The sequence below is a fragment of the Caenispirillum salinarum genome, from assembly GCF_044803115.1.
Lineage (GTDB): Bacteria > Pseudomonadota > Alphaproteobacteria > Rhodospirillales > Rhodospirillaceae > Caenispirillum > Caenispirillum salinarum_A.
On the sequence record NZ_CP085224.1, the window covers coordinates 1,499,266 to 1,516,701 of the forward strand.

Here is a 17,436-nt window from a genome sequence, read left to right on the forward strand (position 1 = left end):
TGGCCCTTGTGGAAGGTGGTGGTGGTGCTGGCGGAAATCAGCACGCACGGCGCGCCGGTCGTGTTGCGGAAACGGTGCGGCTCGGCGGTGGAGAAGTAGTAGCCCTCGCCGGCGGACAACTGCCGGCTTTCCGCACCCACCGTCAGCTCGATGGTGCCGGATATGACGATGCCGGCTTCCTCGCCCTCGTAGGACAGCAGAGGCTCGCCGGTGTCGCCGCCGGGGCGGTAGGTTTCCTGCATCATGTGCAGCTTGCGGTCGGCATAGCTGCCGCCGACCATGCGGAAATCGATGGTGTCGCCGAAGCTGAAGGCCGCGAACTCGTCGGCGCCGTAGAAGGTCTTGTTTTCCTGCCCCAGGTCCATGGTGAAGAACTCGGCAAGCGCGATGGGCAGGCCGTCCAGCACCTTCTTCAGGCTGGCGACCGAGGGGCTGACGCGGTTCTGCTCGATGAGCGAGATGGTGGAGTTGGTCACGCCGGCCCGCTTCGCCAGTTCCCGCTGGCTGAGGCCGTAGAGCGCGCGCAAGGCCTTGAGCCGGGCGCCCACGTCAAAGCTCATCCGCTGTCCTCCCCGGCGCCGCCCCTTTCTGCATGGGATCACGGCGCGTGCTGAGAATGTTGAACATGAGGCGTCCATGGCGCCCCTGTTTTCCCTGAAGTGTAGGGCCCATGGCGGGGCTTCGGAAGCCCCATTGTCAAGTTTTCTCATCGCGCCGGTTCTTGTGATCCGGGGGCGCCGCCGCCAGCGTAGGGACAGGCAGAGACAGACTGAACATGCGTCCCCCTAGTCGGTCTCTATTTTCCACTCCCTCATCATGAGACTCGGCCCCGCCGGCTTCGGCGGGGCCTCTTTCTTGACAGGCGCGGCGGGGCGTGCTGGGACTAAAGGCTTGTTTCCGAAGCCCGAGGGTTCCCGATGCTCACCGTCTATTCCGAGGATTGCCGCCTGCACCATGGCCGGGCGGAACTGAACGAGGGGCAACTCGTCCCCTGCTTCGAGAACCCCAGCCGCACCGACATCGTGCTCGACCGCCTGAAGGCCGTCGACCTGGGCGAGATCGTCGCGCCGCGGGACTTCGGCGTGGAGCCCCTGAAGCGCGTTCACGACGCCGGCTTCGTGGACTTCCTGGCCGAGTGCTGGGACCTGTGGACGGCACAGGGCCGCGACTGGGACGCCATTCCCTTCACCTTCGGCAAGCGCGGCATGCGCGACGACCGCATCCCCAAGGACATCGACGGCCGCATCGCCTATTACGCCATGGATGCCGGCACGCCCCTGACCGCCGGAACCTGGAAGGCCGCCACGGCCTCGGCCAACTGCGCGCTTTCCGCCGCCGAGCAGGTGGCCGGCGGGCTGAAGTCCGCCTTCGCCGCCTGCCGCCCGCCGGGGCATCATGCCAGCATCGACTACTATGGCGGCTACTGCTTCCTCAACAATGCCGCCATCGCGGCGCAGGCCCTGCGCGACAACGGGGCGGCGCGGGTGAGCGTGCTCGACGTGGACTACCACCACGGCAACGGCACCCAGTCCATCTTCTACGACCGCGCCGACGTGCAGTTCCTGTCGCTGCACGCCGACCCGGAGGTGGAGTATCCCTACTTCCTGGGCCATGCCGACGAAACCGGCACGGGCGCCGGCGAGGGCTTCAACCACAACTTCCCGCTGCCCTGGGGCACGGACTGGGAGCGCTGGTCGGGCGCGCTGGAGGAAGCCTGCCGCCGCATCCAGGGCTATCGCCCGGACGTGCTGGTAGTGTCGCTGGGCCTGGACACCTTCGAGCAGGACCCCATCAGCAAGTTCACCCTGTCGTCGGACCGCTACCCGCTGGTCGGCGCGCGGCTGGCGGCGCTGAAGGTGCCGACGGTGTTCGTTCTCGAAGGCGGATACGCGGTGGACGACCTGGGGGTGAACGCCGTCAACGTGCTGACGGGATTCGAGGACGCCTGAGCGCGCGCGCATTTCCATTCGAACGAGTTGGAAACCCAGCCGGTTTGCATCGCGTAGATGGTCCGCGGTCCCCATAGTAGCCACGGTGTAGGGCCCGGACCATGAAGGGCGAGTGATTTGCGCGAGACGGAGACGGAACTACCCTTCCTGGCGGATGGCGGGGAAATGGGGGCGCGCATCCGCACCCACGACTGGGCGGCCACGCCGCTCGGTCCACCCGAGGGCTGGCCGCAGGTCCTGCAGACGCTGACGGCGCTGATGCTGGCCGCCAGCCAGCCCATGTTCCTGGTCTGGGGGCCGGAGCGGACGATCCTGTACAACGACGCCTACATCGAGATCCTCGCTGGCAAGCACCCGGCTCTCGGCCAGCCCTTCCATGAAATCTGGAACGAGATCTGGGACCGCGACCTCAGGCCCATCGCCGAACGCGCCTATGCCGGCGAGCCCCTGCACATGGACGACATCCAGCTCGTCATGATGCGAAGAGGGTATCCCGAGGAAACCCACTTCTCGTTCTCCTATACGCCGGTGCGCGACGAGGGCGGCGCGGTGCAGGGGTTCTTCTGCCCCTGCCTGGAGACCACCGAGCAGGTGTTCGAGCAGCGGCGTGCGCGCCTGCGGGCGGACCTGACCGAGCGCCTGCGGTCGCCGGGTGACCCGGCGGACATCGCCTTCGATGCCGCGGGCCTGCTGGCCCGCCACCTGGGGGCCGAACAGGCCGCCTATGCCGAGATCGACGAGGCCGGCGAGTACGCCGCGATCGCGCGCGACTGGAACGACGGCCGGATGGTGAGCAACGCCGGCCGCCACCGGCTGCGGGATTTCGGCCCCGCCTTGATCGCCGATCTCAAGGCGGGCCGAAGCATCGCCATCAACGATGTGGTGGAGGACCCGCGTACGGCGACGCCCGAGGCAATGAAGACCTTTTCTGATCGCGGCATCCGCGCCGTCCTCAACGTCCCGCATGTCCGGCGCGGTCGGCTGGCGGCGGTCCTGGCCGTGCACGCCGGCACGCCCCGGCACTGGCGCACTGCCGACATCGCGCTCGCGGAGGAAGTGGCCGAGCGGGTGAGCCTGGCCATCGACCGCTTCCGCGCCGAAGCAGCCCTGGGCGAGAGCGAGGAGCGCCGCCGGATCGCCCTTGAAAGCGGCGGCATGGGGGCTTGGCGGTGGGACACCAGGAACCGTCTGGCCCAGACGGATGAAGCCTTTCAGCGCCTGTGGGGCGTCGACTTCGGCGATGAGCCGCATCCGGTGTCCGCCTATACCGACCGCTTGGATGCCGAAGGCGCCGCCGCGCTTGAGGCCGTGATGGCGAAGGCGTTATCGCCCGGCGAGGGGTTCCATGACCAGGTGCGGATAACAAACGGCCCGTCCGCCGGCCGCTGGGTGCAGTGGCGCGGTCGCGCCGAACGTGCGCGGCCCTGGATGATCAATGGCGTCAGCTTCGACATCACCGAGCAGAAACTGGCCGAGCAGAAGCTGCGCGAGAGCGAGGGCCGGCTGCGGAAGGTGCTGGAAATCGAAACCGTGGGCGTCGTGTTCTTCGACCTGGTCGGCGGCATTTACGATGCGAACGACACCTTCCTGTCGCTCATCGGCTACAGCCGCGAGGAGTTGCAGGGCGGCCTGATCCGGTACGAGACGCTGACGCCCGCCCACTGGCACTGGCGGGACGCGCAGACGGTCGCGGAACTCAAGGCCCACGGGGCTGCCGGCCCGTTCGAGAAGGAGTACCGGCGCAAGGACGGCTCCATCGTGTGGATCCTGTGCGCGAGCAAGATGCTGGACGACGGCACGGCAGCCGAATTCGTGATCGACGTCACCGAGCGCAAGCGCAGCGAACAGCACCAGGCCATGCTGATGGCCGAATTGGACCATCGCGTGAAGAACGTCCTCGCCGTCGTCCAGTCGATCGCACGGCAGAGCCTGCGCGGCGCGGACGTGGCCGGGCCGGATGCGGCGGATCGGCTGATCGGCCGCATCTCCGCCCTGGCGGAATCCCACACGCTGCTGGCCGCCAGCCGGTGGGAAGGCGCGAAGTTCCGCGATCTGGTCGACAATGCCCTGGCGCCCTGCCGCGATGGCGGCGCATCGCGCATCCGGGCCGAGGGTCCGGACCTGCGGGTGACGCCGAAAGCCGCGCAGACGCTTACACTTGCCCTGCATGAACTGGTGACGAACGCGGTGAAGTACGGGGCGCTGTCGGTGTCCGAGGGCCGCGTCTGCGTGGTGTGGACCTTTCAGGGCTCGGCCGACGACCGCCGGCTGGTGTTCGTGTGGGAGGAGCAGGGCGGTCCGCCGCTTCCCGGCCCGCCGAGCCGCAAGGGCTTCGGGTCCCGCCTGATCGAGCGGACCCTGGCGTTCGAACTGGACGGCACGGTGAGCCTCGATTTCGCGCCGGGCGGCCTGCGCGCGGTGTTCGAGTTGCCGCTGCGGGCGCTGGAGGTGGTGGAGGCGCGCAGCACCGCCGACCCCCGCCGCGTCGCCGCGCCGTCGGCCGGGGAAGCCGCGACGTTGAGCGGCAGGCGGGTTCTTATGGTCGAGGACCAGCACATCGTCGCCGAGGAGATGGCGGAGGCCCTGTGCGCCGCCGGCTGTTCCGTGGCCGGGCCGGCGCCCACGCTGGATCGGGCCCTGCGCGCCGCCGAGGTGGAGGACCTGGATGCGGCGGTGCTCGACATCAACCTGAGCGGTGATCTCGTGTGGCCGGTGGCCCGGATGCTGCGCGACCGGGGCATTCCGTTCGTGTTCGCGACGGGCTACTCCGAAACGATCCAGATTCCGCCGGAACTGGCCGACGTGCCGCGAATCGAGAAGCCGGTCCGGCCGCACCACCTTGTCTCGGCGGTGGCGGGGCTGGTCGCGGGAAACTGAGCCGGCTGCTAGTTCGGCATGCCGGGCGGCGGGCTCAGGTTGGCGTGCAGGCGCTTTTCCAGCCAGCGCAGGAAGGTGGCGAACAGGAAGATCATCACCAGGTAGATCAGCCCGGCGGCCGCGAAGGTCTCCACCGGCTGATAGTTCACGGCGATGATCTTGCGCGCCATGCCCGTCAGGTCCAGCAGCGTGATGGTGGATGCCAGCGCGCTGGACTTCACCATCAGGATCACCTCGTTGCCGTAGGCCGGCAGGCAGATGCGGAAGGCGCGCGGCAGGATGATGCGGCGATAGGTCAGCGCCCGGCTCATGCCGACGGCGCGGGCGGCTTCCACCTCGCCCCACGGCACGGCCTGGATGGCGCCGCGCAGGATCTCTGCCGAATAGGCCGCCGTGTTCAGCGAAAAGGCGATGATGGCGCACCAGTACGCTTCCCGCAGCACCGGCCACAGGAAGCTGTCGCGCACCGCCTCGAACTGCGACAGGCCGTAGTAGACCAGGAAAATCTGCACCAGCAGCGGCGTGCCGCGGAAGAAGAAGATGTAGGCGTAGGGCCCGGCGCGCACCAGCGGGTTTTCCGACACCCGCAGCAGCGCGACGGGCAGGGCGATGGCAAAGCCGATCAGCACCGCGATGCCCACCAGTTGCACCGTCAGCCAGGCGCCTTCCATCAGTTCGGGAAAGACGGAGAAGAAGGTTTCCATGTTCATGGCTCAGGTCTCCGTCCCGATCACGAGGCCGCGCGGCGCTGGCCGCGGTTGGCGCGTTTTTCCAGGCGGTGCAGCACGGCCATGCTGACCACCGTCAGCCCCAGGTACATGAAGGCCGCCGCCATGTAAAAGGTGAAGGGCTCCTTGGTGTAGCGCGAGGCGATGTCGGCCTCGCGCATCAGGTCCTCAAGCCCGATGACGGAAACCAGCGCGGTGTCCTTCATCAGCACCAGGAACAGGTTGCCCAGGCCGGGCAGGGCGATGCGCCACACCTGCGGCAGCACCACCCGGCGGAAGGTCAGCAGCTTGCTCATGCCATAGGCGTGGGCGGCCTCGATCTGGCCCTTGGGGATGGCGACGATCGCACCCCGGAAGACCTCTGTCGCGTAGGCGCCGAAGGTGATGCCGAGCGCGGCGACGCCCGCGCCGAAGGCCGAGACCTCGACGTAGTCGCCGGCGATGGCGGTCAGCAGCACGGTGCCGCCGAAGTACACCAGCAGCACGGTCAGCAGCTCCGGCAGACCGCGGAAGATGGCGGTGTAGACCTCGGCGATCCAGCGCACCGGCGCAATGGGCGACAGCTTCATGGCCGCGCCCAGGATGCCCATCACCAGTCCGACGCAGACGGCGGCCAGCGCCAACTGTACGGTCACCCAAAGGCCGCTCAGCAATTGCGGCAAGAAGCCCTGCAACATCGGCCCCCGCTCCCCTCGTATCCGACGGCGATTCACGTCGCCGTCGCTGCGTTCAAGCGCCACGCAGGCGCACGCGCCATAAGGCGCGGCGGCCAGTCGGCCTTGCCGGGCGACAACTCTTGGTTATTCAAGCGTCGCCCGGGGTCAAAATGCAACGGGCGCCCCGACCGGCCGATCGGCCGGCGGGGCGCCCGGATCGCTCAGCTTAGTAGATGCTGAACGGGAAGTACTTCTCGTTGATCTCGGCGTAGGTGCCGTCCTCGATGATGGCGGCCAGCGCCTCGTTCAGGCGGTTCAGCAGCTCGTCGTCGCCCTTGCGCACGGCGATGCCGATCTTGTCCTCGTCGTAGACGGGCTCGCCCTTGAACTCGAAGTCGCCGCCTTCCTCGGTCTGCAGCCAGTCATAGGTGACGTAGACGTCGTTCAGGACCGCGTCCAGGCGCCCGGAGGCGAGGTCGAGGAACGCCTCTTCCTGGGTGCCGTACAGCTTGATGTCCGCGCCCGGCACGTTCTCTTCCAGCCACTGGCCGGAAATGGTGGCGCGCTGGGCACCGATGGTCTTGCCCTCAAGCGCCTGCGGCGAGGTGTCGATCTCCTCGCCCTTGGGCGCGACGAACTGCAGCTTGTTGGAATAGTACGGGTCGGTGAAGTCGACCGCCTTCTGGCGCTCCGGCGTGATGGACATGGAGGCGACGATGGCGTCGTACTTCTTGGCCAGCAGGCCGGGGATGATGCCGTCCCAGTCCTGGGCGACGATCTCGCAGTCGGCTTCCATCTCCTTGCACAGCGCGTTGGCGATGTCGACGTCAAAGCCCTGCAACTGGCCGGTTTCGTCGATGGTGTTGAACGGAGGGAAGGCGCCCTCGGTGGCGATGCGGATGGTGTCCTGCGCGTGCGCCATGCCGGCCGAGGCGGCCAGCACGACGGCCGTGGCGGCGGCGGCGAGGGTCTTCTTGATGGTCATGCGATGCGCTCCCTGATGGCAGATCCGGCGGTTGGGTGCCGGCGTTGTCTTGCTTGGGGTTGATCGGCGGCTAGTGAAGGTGGTTGGCCAGGAACTGGCGCAACCGCTCCGACGAGGGGTCCTTGAACACCTTGGACGGCGGTCCCTGTTCCTCGACCCGACCCTCGTGGAGAAACATGATCTGGCTGGAGACGTCGCGGGCGAACGCCATTTCGTGGGTGACGATCAGCATGGTGCGGCCTTCTTCCGCCAGCTTGCGGATGACGCCCAGCACCTCCACCACCAGTTCGGGGTCGAGCGCGCTTGTCGGCTCGTCGAACAGAATGGCCTGCGGCTCCATGCACAGCGCGCGCGCGATGGCGGCGCGCTGCTGCTGTCCGCCCGACAGGTGGTTGGGGTAGTGGTCGCGCTTGGCGGCGATGCCCACCTTGTCCAGCAGCGCCATGGCGCGGTCGCGCACCTCCGCCTTGTTCTGGCCGAGGACGTGGACCGGCGCCTCCATGACGTTTTCCAGGATCGTCAGGTGGGGCCACAGGTTGAAGCTTTGGAACACCATGCCGACACGGGTGCGCAGGCGTTCAAGCTGCCGATGGCTGGCGATGCCCGGCTTGCCGCCGCGGCCCGGCCGTACGCGCACTTCCTCGCCGCCGATGCGGACAAGGCCCGTGTCGGGCGTTTCAAGAAAGTTGATGCAGCGCAGGAAGGTGCTCTTGCCCGAGCCCGACGACCCGATGATGGAGATCACGTCGCCGTCGCGGGCCTCCAGCGAGATGCCCTTCAGCACTTCAAGCCCGCCGAACCGTTTGTGAATGTCGACCACTTCCAGGGTCGGCGCGGCGGTCTGCGGCGCCGGCGGTGCGTTGTCGGCTTGGCTCACGGAGATGTCGAGTCCCTTTGTTGGCGAAACGGGTTGTCTGGCGTGCCGAGGCCGCATAGTTTCCAGCCTGCGACAAAGAAGTGTCAAGATTTTACGGCGCTTTTCGCAACCATTCCTTTACCGGAGAACCCAGGTGAGCAATTTCGGCAGCGACAACGTCACCGGCGCCCACCCCAAGGTCATGGAGGCCCTGGCGAAGGCGGCCGACGGCCCCGCCATTCCCTATGGCGGCGACGACTGGACCGCACGGGTGGAGACGCGCCTGCGCGAGGTGTTCGAGGCCCCGGATCTGCGCGCCTTTCCCGTCGCCACCGGCACCGCCGCCAATTCCCTGGCGCTGGCCTGCGTCACGCCGCCGTGGGGCGCGGTTCTCTGCCACCAGGACGCCCATGTCAACGTCGATGAATGCGGCGCGCCGGAAATGTTCACCGCCGGCGCCAAGCTGATCGCGCTGCCGGGCGCGGATGCCAAGCTGACGCCCGAGGCCATGGCCGCGCCCCTGGCCCTGGCCGCGGCGCGCGACGTCCATCGCGTGCGGCCGACGGCGGTGACTCTGACCCAGGCGACGGAGGCCGGCACGGTCTATTCGCCGGCCGAGGTGTCCGCCATCGCCGAGGCCGCGCACGGCGCCGGTCTGGCGGTCCACATGGACGGCGCGCGGTTCGCCAACGCACTGGTGTCGCTGGGGTGCTCCCCGGCGGAGGCGACGTGGAAGCAGGGTGTGGACATGCTGTCCTTCGGCGCCACCAAGAACGGCTGTTGGGCGGCGGAAGCGGTGGTGTTCTTCAAGCCGGACCTGGCGGAGGATTTCGCCTACCGCCGCAAGCGCGCCGGCCACCTGTTCAGCAAGATGCGCTTCGTCTCCGCGCAGTTGGAGGCGTACCTTGAGGGCGACCTGTGGCTCGCCAATGCGCGCCACGCCAACGCCTGCGCCGCCCGGCTGGCCGACGGGCTGACGGCCGCCGGCGTGCGGCTGGCCCACCCGGTCCAGGCCAACGAGATTTTCGCCCACATGCCCGCCGACGCGCGGGAGCGGGTGAAGGCGGCCGGTTTCCTGGTGATCCCCTGGCCCGACCTGGGGCCGGATGCCGTACGCATGGTCTGCGCCTTCAACACCCGCGAAGAGGACGTGGACCGCCTGATCGCCACCGTCGCCGGGGCCTGATCCCGTGGCGGCACTTCTGGGCCTGATGACGGCCCTGTCGTGGGGAACGGCGGATTTCTCCGCACGCTTCACCAGCCGGGCGCTCGGCGCCATGATGTCGGCGCTGGGCGCGTCGGCGGTGTCCATGACCCTGATGACCGCCGCCTGGCTGTGGATCGGCGCGCCCATGAGCAGCGGGTGGCTGGTCGTCGCGCTGTCGGCGGCCTCGGGCCTCGCCACGGCGGCGGCGCTGACGCTGCTCTACCAGGGTTTGCGCCTGGGCACTGTGGCGCTGGCGGTGACGCTGGCCTCGACGTACCCGGTCTGGGCGCTGGTGATCGGGGTCGTCTTCCAGGGCGTGCGCCCCGATCCGCTGGCCTGGGCCGCCATGGCGCTGACCCTGTTCGGCGTCTGGATCGTTTCCGCCGTCGACCCGCACGGAGGCGCCGACGAGGGGCCGGAAGAGGTGCAGGACGACGCCGAGCCGGCGGCCCCCCGCCGCGGCTCGCTCATCCTCATCGGCCTGGCGAGCGGCCTGTGCTTCGCCCTGGCGCTCAAGTTCGCCCAGCCGGCGGTGGATGGGCTCGGGCAGATCACGGCGCTCTGGGTGGCGCGCATCGCGTCAACCGTCGTGCTGTTCGCGATGCTGGTCCTCAGCGGCCGGGGCGTGACCAATCCGGGCCGCTGGACGCCCGTGCTGATCCTTCAGGGCGCGCTGGACGCCAGCGGCTATCTGGCGCTCTTGTCGGTGACCAGCGGCGTGGCGGCGGAGGTTGCGACGGTGGTCAGCTCGGCGGTCGGCGTGGTGACAATCCTGCTGGCCCATTTCATCCTGCGCGAGCCCATAGGCCGCGCTCAATGGGGCGGGATCGCGCTGACCTTCATCGGCGTCGCCAGCCTGACGGCCCTCGGCGGTGCCGCGCACTGATGGAGACTTCGGAAATGGCGGATACGTTCACCCTGACCCTGCTGCCCGAGGCCCTGGCCGTCTGCCGGCTGCCTGCGGACGCGCCGGTGCCCGACTGGGCGTGGCGCGGGCCGTTCCAGAGCGTCAGCCGCACGGACGAGGAACTGTCCATCGTCTGCGGCCATGATGCCACGCCGGCCAACGGCTCGCGCCCCGGACTGCACGTGGACGGGCCGTGGCGGGTCTTCAAGCTGCACGGGCCGTTCGCCTTCGACGTGACTGGCGTGGTCGCCACCCTGACCGCGCCGCTGGCCGAGGCGGGGGTGGGGGTGTTCGTGCTGTCCACCTACGACACCGACTGGATTTTGGTGAAGGAGGAACAGGCCCCGAAAGCCGCCGAGGTGCTGAGGGCGGCGGGACATGAGGTGCGAAAGGGTGCCTGACGGCGCTTGGGCTGCCGCCGCCCGTCACATGGGCAGCGGCGAGACGCCGAACAGCCACCGGTGGCTCATCAGCAGCACGGCGAACAGCACCAGCCCGGCGGCGGCCTTGGCGGCGTCGGCCCAGCCCAAGGCCGGTTTAGCCCGGCCGCTCACCAGGGCCGCGAAAGGAATGATGGAACTGTGCGCCTTCAGGCGGCCGAAGCCTTCGGGCGCCTCGCGGGACTTGCGCTTGTCCTGCAGCACCATGCCGACGGCGGCGGTGACGAAGATGGTGCCGAACAGCAGGATGGAGGCCAGGTCGCCGTTGGCGAGCAGGTGTGCCACGGCCCACAGGATGAACGCCCACATGAGCGGATGCCGGGTGATGCCGAAGATGCCGCGCGCCTCGCCCTTTTCCAGAACCTTCTGCGCGCCGACCGACGTCGGGTTGGGCGTGGCGACGGCCAGCACCATCAGCACGAAGGCGATGGGCACCAGGATCAGGCTCAGATGCCGCATCCCCACCGGCGGGTCCCATACGGGCACGTAGGGAGCGTCTCCGTAAGCCATGCCCATCCACACCAGCGCGCCCAGCGACAGCGCCGAATACAGAACCAGGTAAACCCGCTCCCCCATCGCGTTCATGAGCGCCGGGCGGGCGCCGGTGGGCGTGATGACAAGGTGCGGCAGCAGGAACAGCAGGCAGGCGAGCACCAGCGGCGTCATGCGAAAGGTCCCCCGTGTGATGGTTGTTTCCAATCACGTGGGGGCTGAACCGCTGCGGGAAAACCCCCCGTCTTAAACCGTCATCGGCACATGCGGCGCGGCATCCTCGGGGATCAGGCCGTCGGCGCGCGGGTCGGGGACGATGTTCACCTCTTCATCGAAGGGCACGAAGCCGGCGGCCTTGTACATCTTCAGTGCCGAGGGATGGTCGAAGCTGCAGGTGTGAACCCAGAACCGGCGGCTTCCGGGCGGGTCCCACGCCAGCGCGGTGGCCTGCCGCAGCATCCACGGCCCCAGGCCGCGCCCGATGGCCCAGGGCATGAGACCGCAGAACACCAGTTCCACATCGCCGGGCTCGCGCGCATCAAGCTCCACATAGCCCGCCGGCTGGCCGTCGGCGTAGAGCACATGCACCGCCACGCCCTCGGCCTGGATTTTGGCCGCCAGCGCATCGTCGGACAGCCGCCGACGGTCCTGCCACAGCCAGGGCTCGCCGACGGTGTTATAGAGGAAACGGTAGAAGGGCACCGCCGGGTTCGTCACCCGCTCCAGCCGCACGCCCCGTTGCGGCGGCGGCTCGGCGGCATCCAGGCCCTTGGGCCGCGCGAGCATCTCAAGGTGGGTCACCACCTCGCGCAGCTTGCCGGGCGGGACGGGGGTATCGGTGGCTGTGTCGCTCATGGGGCCTTGTCGGTGTCGGGGTCGATGACGCGGATCAGCGCCGCGTGGTCCAGGTCGCCCTCTCCGCGGTCGTCGCAGAGGACGTCGTAAAGGGACTTGTTCAGCGCCGTGGCCGGCATTTCGAAGCCGAGGCTGTCCGCCAGCTCCAGCGCCTGCGCCATGTCCTTGCGCTGGGTGGCGGCCTTGCCGCCGGGCGCAAAGGCGTTCTCCACCATGCGCCGGCCGTGCAGGTCCAGCACGCGCGAGGCGGCGAACCCGCCCAGCAGGGCCTCCCGCAGCTTCGCCGGATCGACGCCCGCCTGCTTCGCCAGGGTGAAGGCCTCCGCCACGGCGCCGATGGTCAGGCCGACGATCACCTGGTTGGCGGCCTTTGTCACCTGTCCGGCGCCGGGGCCGCCCATGTGGGTGATGTTGCGGCCCAGCGCCCGCAGGACCGGCTCGGCCCGCGCGAAGGCGGCGTCGGAGCCACCGGCCATGATGGTGAGGCTGGCCTCGCGCGCGCCCACTTCGCCACCCGACACCGGCGCGTCGAGCCAGGCCGCGCCCGTCGCCTCCACCATGGCGGCGAAGTCCTTGGTGGCGGTCGGCGCCGTGGTGCCCATGTCGATGACGATCACGCCTTCGGACAGTCCGGCCACCACGCCGTCGGGCCCGTCCAGGACGGCGGCGACGGCCGGGGTGTCGGCGACCATGATGATGACGGTGTCCACCGCCCGCGCCAGGTCGCGCGGCGTCCCGGCGGCCGTGAACCCATCGGCTGCGGCGGCCGCGCGCTTGACGGCATCGCGGGTCCAGACGTGCACGTCCGCGCCGCCGGCCTTCAGGTTGTCGGCCATGGGACGCCCCATGAGGCCGAGCCCGATCAGCCCGACCCGGCGCCCGTCCAGGCTTCCGGCGGACATGGCGGCGTCAGAGCTTGCGGTGGCGGACGACCGAGCCGCGCTCGATGGCGGCGGCGACCAGCCGGTCCACGTTCAGCTTGTGACGGATCAGTTCCAGAATCCGCAGTTCCTCCTGCGCCAGCTGCCCGTCGGAAATGGCGACGTCGACCGCCAGCGCATAGGCGGTGTCGTGCAGCTTGTCGGGCAGCACGTCGTCCACCAGCGAGATGGCCTCTTCCAGGCCGTTGGCCTTGGACAGCAGGCGCCCGGCGTCTTCGGCGACGGCGGTGATGTGCTGCGGATCGAAGTCCTGGAAGATGGGCAGGGACTGGACGATGTTGCCCATGGTGCGCAGCTCGTCGTCGTTGAGGTCACCGTCGGCGGCGGCCGTCATCACCATGGTGTAGACGAGGGCGTCGTGGTGGGTGAGCATGGTCGTGTCGGGCGTCATTCTGAGTGCGTCTCCTGTGGTCGTCCCGGTGTCGTCCCCGGATCATGTCCCGAGTGTACGCGGCGGATCGGGGATACCGTCAAGCAAAGTCGGCGTGATGCTCACCAAGGCTCGGGCAGGAAGATGGGCTTTTTGGGGCGGACGGGCGCTCACCCCAGGAACCCGCGCACCTCCTTCACCGCATCGGCCAGCCCGACGCGCCGGACGTCCACCCCCTCGGGGAAGGCGCCGAGCAGGCGCGAGGGCATCATGGGGTCCAGCAGGACGAAGACGCCCGCGTCGTCCGCCCGGCGCACCAGCCGGCCGAAGGCCTGTTTCAGGCGCAGGCGGGCGATCATGTCGTCGTAAGCGCGGCCGCCGAAATGCGCCTTGCGGGCGCGGTGGAGGATGTCCGGCCGCGGCCAGGGGACGCGGTCGAACACCAGCAGGCGCAGCGAGCGGCCCGGCACGTCCACGCCGTCGCGCATGGCGTCGGTGCCCAGCAGGCAGGCGTTTTCCTCGCCCCGGAAAATCTCCACCAGCGTCGCCGGGTCCATGCCGTCGACATGCTGGGCGTGCAGCGGGATGCTCGCCTCGTCCATGGCCTGGGCGATGCGCTCGTGCACCGCGCGCAGGCGGGAAATGGCGGTGAACAGGCCCAGCGCCCCGCCTTTGGCCGCCAGGAACAGCTCCCGGTAGGCGCTGGCGACGCGCATCATGTCGTCCTTCCGCACGTCGGTGACCACCAGCACCCGCGTCCGCGCGGCGTAGTCGAAGGGCGACGGCACCGCCGCCCGCGCCGCCGGCACCGCCAGGTGCGCAGCCCCCGTGCGCCGCTCCGCCGCCGTCCAGTCGGCCTCGACGTCGCCCGATCCGTCGCGCAGGGTGGCCGAGGTGATGAGCGCGCCGTGGGCAGGCTCGATGACGGCTTTGGCAAACGGCACGGTCGGGTCGATCCAGTGGCGGTGCATGCCGACATCGATGTCGCGGCCGTCGATCCGCTCCACCGCGAACCAGTCCACGAACAGTTCCGGCGTGTCCTCCGACAGCGAGCCAAGCATGTTGCGCCAGGCCGTCAGCGGCATGATGGCGCGGCGCTCCAGGCTCTTGATGAGGCTTTCCATGCGCAGGCGCTGGGCGGCGTCCAGCTCCGCGGCCTCGTCGTCCAGGCGCGTTTCCAGGGCCTTGGCGAGCGCCTTCAGCGGCCTTTCCACCCGCTCCAGCCGTTCGGCCAGCGCCACCGCCGCCTCCAGCAGGCCGGGGATGGGCGCGGTGGCCTCCGTCTCCAGGCTGTAGGGGCTGCGCGAGTCGGGCACGCGGGCGTAAACCTGATCGCGCACCAGCGCCAGGAACTTCTCCGCCTGGCCGTGCGGTTCCCCGTCCGCGATGCGCATGCCCCAGGACGGGCCGGGCAGGACGCGGGCGGCGTGCAGGGCCTCGGTCAGAGCTTCCGCCGCCGCCTCCACGTCGGCCACCAGGTCTTCCGCCCGGCGCTTGAGGCCGCGGGCGCGGGACCGGGTGGTGTCGCCCTCCGCCCCCAGCAGCCAGCGGCGCAGTTCGGCGGTTTCCATGCCGGTCAGGTGGGCGGAAAAGGCGCTGTCGGCGGCGTCGAAGACGTGATGGCCCTCGTCGAACACATAGCGGGTGGGCATCAGGCGCTCGTCCAGCCCGCCGAGGGCCGCCTGCACCATGACCAGCGCGTGGTTGGCGACGACGATCCGCGCCCGCCGCGCCCGCCGCACCGCGCGTTCGATGAAGCACTTGTCGTAGTGGGCGCAGGCGGAAAACACGCACTCCCCGCGCCGGTCGGCCAGCCCCAGCGTCTGGTTGCGGCCCAGAATGTCCACCAGCCAGCCGGGGAAGTCGCCGCCCACCATGTCGCCGTCGCGCGTCGCGAGCGCCCAGCGCGCCATGAGCCCCAGCGCGATGGCCCCGCGCGGGTTGCGCTGCATGGTCGCACCCGTGATGGATTCCTCCAGGTTCAGCAGGCACAGGTAGTTCTCCCGCCCCTTGCGCACGACGACCTTGACGGACTTCTCCGCCCGGTCGGGGTGCAGGCGGTCCAGTTCCGCGTCCAACTGGCGTTGCAGGTTGCGGGTGTAGGTGGCGATCCACACCGCGCCCTCGTTCTCTTCGGCCCACACACTGGCCGGCGCGATGTAGCCGAGCGTCTTGCCGACGCCCGTGCCGGCCTCGGCAAGCACCACCCGCGGGGCGTTCTCGGCGTCGCGGGGCTGGAAGGCGTCCGTCGCGGCGGTGGCGTAGTCGGCCTGCTGCGGGCGGTCCTCGGCGGCCGAGCCCTTCAGCGCGGCCAGGCGCTCGCGGGCCTGTTCCGGCGTGATCGGCTTGTTGCCGGAGGGCGGTTCCGGCGCGTGTTCGGATGTCTCCGGCAGGCGCTCCCACACCCGCAGGCCGGCGGCGACGTTGGCGCGGTGCGGCGCGTCGCCATGGACGCCAAGGGCCGCCAGCACGCTCGCCGACCAGCCCCAGCTTCCCGACTGACCCATGCCCCACGACAGGTCGCGCATCGCCCCCTGTTCGCGCGGATGGGCGGTGGCGACTTCGCGCAGGAGGCGGCGGATGACCTCGATCAGCGCGGCGGCCTCGGCCTCCAGCGTGTCCGGCCGCTCCAGCCCCACGGCGTCGGCCAGTCCGCGCCCGGTGGGCAGGCAGAAGGTGGCCGGCCGGATGAAGGCGAACAGTTCCAGCACGTCGAAGCAGGGGAACAGGTCGGTCTTCAGCCGGGTGGCGAGGGCCGGCCCATGTGCCAGGATCGGCCGCTCCCGCTTCGCCCGCTGGGCCGCCTGGGCGAGCGTCAGGTCCGCGATCTCGCCGTCGGGGGTGAGCATCACGGCACGCCGCAGCCCCGCCACGAGCACCGGGCTCGGCGGAATGTGCAGGCGCGGCTGGCCCTGGCCGGCGGGCGGCGGCGCGTCGGTGGCGGCGGGATCGGGCGTCATGGCCGGCGGAGTATAGGAGGACCGGAAGGGGAACGCCAGAGGGGGGGGGCTTGTGCAGAAAAACCCCGCCGCCGGACGGGCATCCGGCGGCGGGGCTTGGTCGTCAGCGGATCGCGCGGGCGGTCAGGTGCCGGGAGCCGGGGCGACCGTGATGGTCACGCGGCGGTTTTCCACTTCCTCCACGCCGTCGCCGGTTTCGACGGCCGGCTGGCGCTCGCCCATGGCATCGCGGTTGATGGCGTCCGACGGCACGCCCATGGCGGTCAGCGCGCTGGTCACCATGGCGGCGCGGCGCTGGGCCAGGTCCTCGTTATAGGCGGCCGAGCCGCTGGTGTCGGTGTGGCCGACGATGGTCACCACGGCACGGTCCATGCGCTCGTAGGTGGCGGCGGCGCGGGCGACCTCGCCGCGGGCCGCGGTGGTCAGGCGGGCGCTGTCCAGCGGGAAGTAGATGGCGAAGTCCTCGGCTTCGCGCACCACCGGCTCGCACTGTTCCAGCCACTCGGCGAAGGAGCCCTTGGCCATCGCGATGTGGTCGGGCTGGTGGCCTTCCTCTTCCTGCTCCATCCAGTGCTCGAACCACGCCTGGGCTTCGGCGCAGGCCTTGGGCGTGTTGCCGGGGGCGTTGCTCTGCAGGCGCTCGATCAGCGCGGTGCGGCCGGCGACCAGGTCGGCGCCCGAAATGCCGCGGGTCGAAAGCTCGGGCACGGCCGGCGCGGTGCCCTGGGCGGCGGACTTGGCGCGCATGTTGAAATAGGTCACGTCGCCCCAGTCGCTTTCGTTGCGCTCGAACTCGGCGCGGGCCAGATAGGCGTCCTTCAGCGCGTCGGTAAAGGCGTCGCCCTGGGCGGGCATGGCGCGGGTGGCTTCCAGGTCCCAGGTATCGGCACAGCCGGCCAGCAGGACGACGGTGGCGGCGGCGGTGAGGATAGGCTTGAGCATGTCCTGTATCTCCCCCTCTGTCGATGTGCCGCTCTCCGGACCGGAGGAGCAGCCTGTGGGTGTGTTGCGACGGGCTCGTGCAACCCGACAACGCTCGAAGGGTGTATCCGCTGCACCTTTCGTGCAACAAACTTCCCGCTGCAATCGGCTGACGGGGCGCGGCGGCCCGCCCGGACCTGTTCGGCGTTGACGCGCTTGCGCGTGCGCCATAGCTTGCACCGGCGCGCCGTCTCTTTGTGGGGCCGGCGCCCTTTGCCGTGAACTTTCCGAA

The 17,436-nt window shown here is 69.7% G+C and carries 15 protein-coding genes and 1 pseudogene; 5 read left to right on the plus strand and 11 right to left on the minus strand.

Features of this window, described 5'->3' with window-relative positions; genetic code table 11:
• Positions 1-11 precede the first annotated feature (11 nt).
• Positions 12-560: pseudogene (locus tag LG334_RS06815) on the minus strand (cupin domain-containing protein); the annotation flags it as partial.
• A gap of 357 nt (positions 561-917) precedes the next feature.
• On the opposite strand from LG334_RS06815, the gene LG334_RS06820 reads away from it, so the two are divergent.
• Complete coding sequence (locus LG334_RS06820; RefSeq protein ID WP_404384547.1) at positions 918-1,949, plus strand: histone deacetylase family protein; 1,032 nt, start codon at positions 918-920, stop codon at positions 1,947-1,949.
• Positions 1,950-2,114: 165 nt separating this feature from the next.
• Positions 2,115-4,826: an HWE histidine kinase domain-containing protein gene (locus LG334_RS06825; protein WP_404384549.1), complete on the plus strand. Its 2,712-nt coding sequence runs from the start codon at positions 2,115-2,117 to the stop codon at positions 4,824-4,826.
• Positions 4,827-4,834: 8 nt separating this feature from the next.
• On the opposite strand, the gene LG334_RS06830 is transcribed toward LG334_RS06825, so the two are convergent.
• From LG334_RS06830 to LG334_RS06845, 4 genes are all read right to left on the minus strand, one after another.
• Positions 4,835-5,536, minus strand: coding sequence for an ABC transporter permease (locus LG334_RS06830; RefSeq protein WP_404384551.1), 702 nt, complete (start codon positions 5,534-5,536; stop codon positions 4,835-4,837).
• 20 nt (positions 5,537-5,556) lie between these two features.
• Complete coding sequence (locus tag LG334_RS06835) at positions 5,557-6,231, minus strand: ABC transporter permease (RefSeq protein ID WP_404384553.1); 675 nt, start codon at positions 6,229-6,231, stop codon at positions 5,557-5,559.
• 205 nt (positions 6,232-6,436) lie between these two features.
• On the minus strand, positions 6,437-7,195 hold the full coding sequence (locus tag LG334_RS06840; protein WP_404384555.1) for an ABC transporter substrate-binding protein: 759 nt from the start codon (positions 7,193-7,195) through the stop codon (positions 6,437-6,439).
• Positions 7,196-7,265: 70 nt separating this feature from the next.
• On the minus strand, positions 7,266-8,072 hold the full coding sequence (locus tag LG334_RS06845; protein WP_404384557.1) for an ABC transporter ATP-binding protein: 807 nt from the start codon (positions 8,070-8,072) through the stop codon (positions 7,266-7,268).
• A 133-nt stretch (positions 8,073-8,205) separates the two neighbouring features.
• Between LG334_RS06845 and LG334_RS06850 the strand changes: the two genes are divergently transcribed.
• Genes LG334_RS06850 through LG334_RS06860 form a run of 3 tightly spaced genes read left to right on the plus strand, consistent with a single transcriptional unit; the run spans position 8,206 to position 10,566 of the window.
• Positions 8,206-9,237, plus strand: coding sequence for a threonine aldolase family protein (locus LG334_RS06850; protein WP_404384559.1), 1,032 nt, complete (start codon positions 8,206-8,208; stop codon positions 9,235-9,237).
• A 4-nt stretch (positions 9,238-9,241) separates the two neighbouring features.
• On the plus strand, positions 9,242-10,144 hold the full coding sequence (locus LG334_RS06855; RefSeq protein WP_404384561.1) for a DMT family transporter: 903 nt from the start codon (positions 9,242-9,244) through the stop codon (positions 10,142-10,144).
• Positions 10,145-10,158: 14 nt separating this feature from the next.
• Positions 10,159-10,566 carry an ACT domain-containing protein gene (locus LG334_RS06860; protein WP_404384563.1) on the plus strand — a complete coding sequence of 136 codons (408 nt, stop codon included), beginning with the start codon at positions 10,159-10,161 and terminating at the stop codon, positions 10,564-10,566.
• A 24-nt stretch (positions 10,567-10,590) separates the two neighbouring features.
• Here the strand turns inward: LG334_RS06860 and LG334_RS06865 are convergent, their stop codons facing one another.
• The 6 genes from LG334_RS06865 to LG334_RS06890 all read right to left on the minus strand — a co-directional run bounded on the left by LG334_RS06865 (position 10,591) and on the right by LG334_RS06890 (position 17,165).
• Positions 10,591-11,271, minus strand: a complete 681-nt coding sequence (locus LG334_RS06865) for an NnrU family protein (protein ID WP_404384565.1) — start codon at positions 11,269-11,271, stop codon at positions 10,591-10,593.
• Between the two features lie 72 nt (positions 11,272-11,343).
• The gene (locus LG334_RS06870) at positions 11,344-11,952 is read right to left on the minus strand and encodes a GNAT family N-acetyltransferase (protein ID WP_404384567.1); all 609 of its coding nucleotides are present in this window, start codon (positions 11,950-11,952) and stop codon (positions 11,344-11,346) included.
• A complete protein-coding gene (locus LG334_RS06875) occupies positions 11,949-12,854 on the minus strand; it encodes an NAD(P)-dependent oxidoreductase (RefSeq protein ID WP_404384569.1) in 906 nt (301 codons plus the stop codon). The genes LG334_RS06870 and LG334_RS06875 overlap by 4 nt, the downstream gene beginning before the upstream one ends.
• A gap of 7 nt (positions 12,855-12,861) precedes the next feature.
• A complete protein-coding gene (locus LG334_RS06880) occupies positions 12,862-13,284 on the minus strand; it encodes a tellurite resistance TerB family protein (protein WP_404384571.1) in 423 nt (140 codons plus the stop codon).
• 149 nt (positions 13,285-13,433) lie between these two features.
• Positions 13,434-16,223, minus strand: a complete 2,790-nt coding sequence (locus LG334_RS06885; RefSeq protein WP_404384573.1) for an ATP-dependent DNA helicase — start codon at positions 16,221-16,223, stop codon at positions 13,434-13,436.
• 123 nt (positions 16,224-16,346) lie between these two features.
• A complete protein-coding gene (locus LG334_RS06890; protein ID WP_404384575.1) occupies positions 16,347-17,165 on the minus strand; it encodes an OmpA family protein in 819 nt (272 codons plus the stop codon).
• Positions 17,166-17,436 lie beyond the last annotated feature (271 nt).

Coding starts and splice junctions, on each gene's coding strand:
- LG334_RS06820 (WP_404384547.1), top strand. CDS start 918: ATGCTCACCGTCTATTCCGAGGATTGCCGCCTGCACCATGGCCGGGCG.
- LG334_RS06825 (WP_404384549.1), top strand. CDS start 2,115: ATGGGGGCGCGCATCCGCACCCACGACTGGGCGGCCACGCCGCTCGGT.
- LG334_RS06830 (WP_404384551.1), bottom strand. CDS start 5,536: ATGAACATGGAAACCTTCTTCTCCGTCTTTCCCGAACTGATGGAAGGC.
- LG334_RS06835 (WP_404384553.1), bottom strand. CDS start 6,231: ATGTTGCAGGGCTTCTTGCCGCAATTGCTGAGCGGCCTTTGGGTGACC.
- LG334_RS06840 (WP_404384555.1), bottom strand. CDS start 7,195: ATGACCATCAAGAAGACCCTCGCCGCCGCCGCCACGGCCGTCGTGCTG.
- LG334_RS06860 (WP_404384563.1), top strand. CDS start 10,159: ATGGCGGATACGTTCACCCTGACCCTGCTGCCCGAGGCCCTGGCCGTC.
- LG334_RS06865 (WP_404384565.1), bottom strand. CDS start 11,271: ATGACGCCGCTGGTGCTCGCCTGCCTGCTGTTCCTGCTGCCGCACCTT.
- LG334_RS06870 (WP_404384567.1), bottom strand. CDS start 11,952: ATGAGCGACACAGCCACCGATACCCCCGTCCCGCCCGGCAAGCTGCGC.
- LG334_RS06875 (WP_404384569.1), bottom strand. CDS start 12,854: ATGTCCGCCGGAAGCCTGGACGGGCGCCGGGTCGGGCTGATCGGGCTC.
- LG334_RS06880 (WP_404384571.1), bottom strand. CDS start 13,284: ATGACGCCCGACACGACCATGCTCACCCACCACGACGCCCTCGTCTAC.
- LG334_RS06885 (WP_404384573.1), bottom strand. CDS start 16,223: ATGACGCCCGATCCCGCCGCCACCGACGCGCCGCCGCCCGCCGGCCAG.
- LG334_RS06890 (WP_404384575.1), bottom strand. CDS start 17,165: ATGCTCAAGCCTATCCTCACCGCCGCCGCCACCGTCGTCCTGCTGGCC.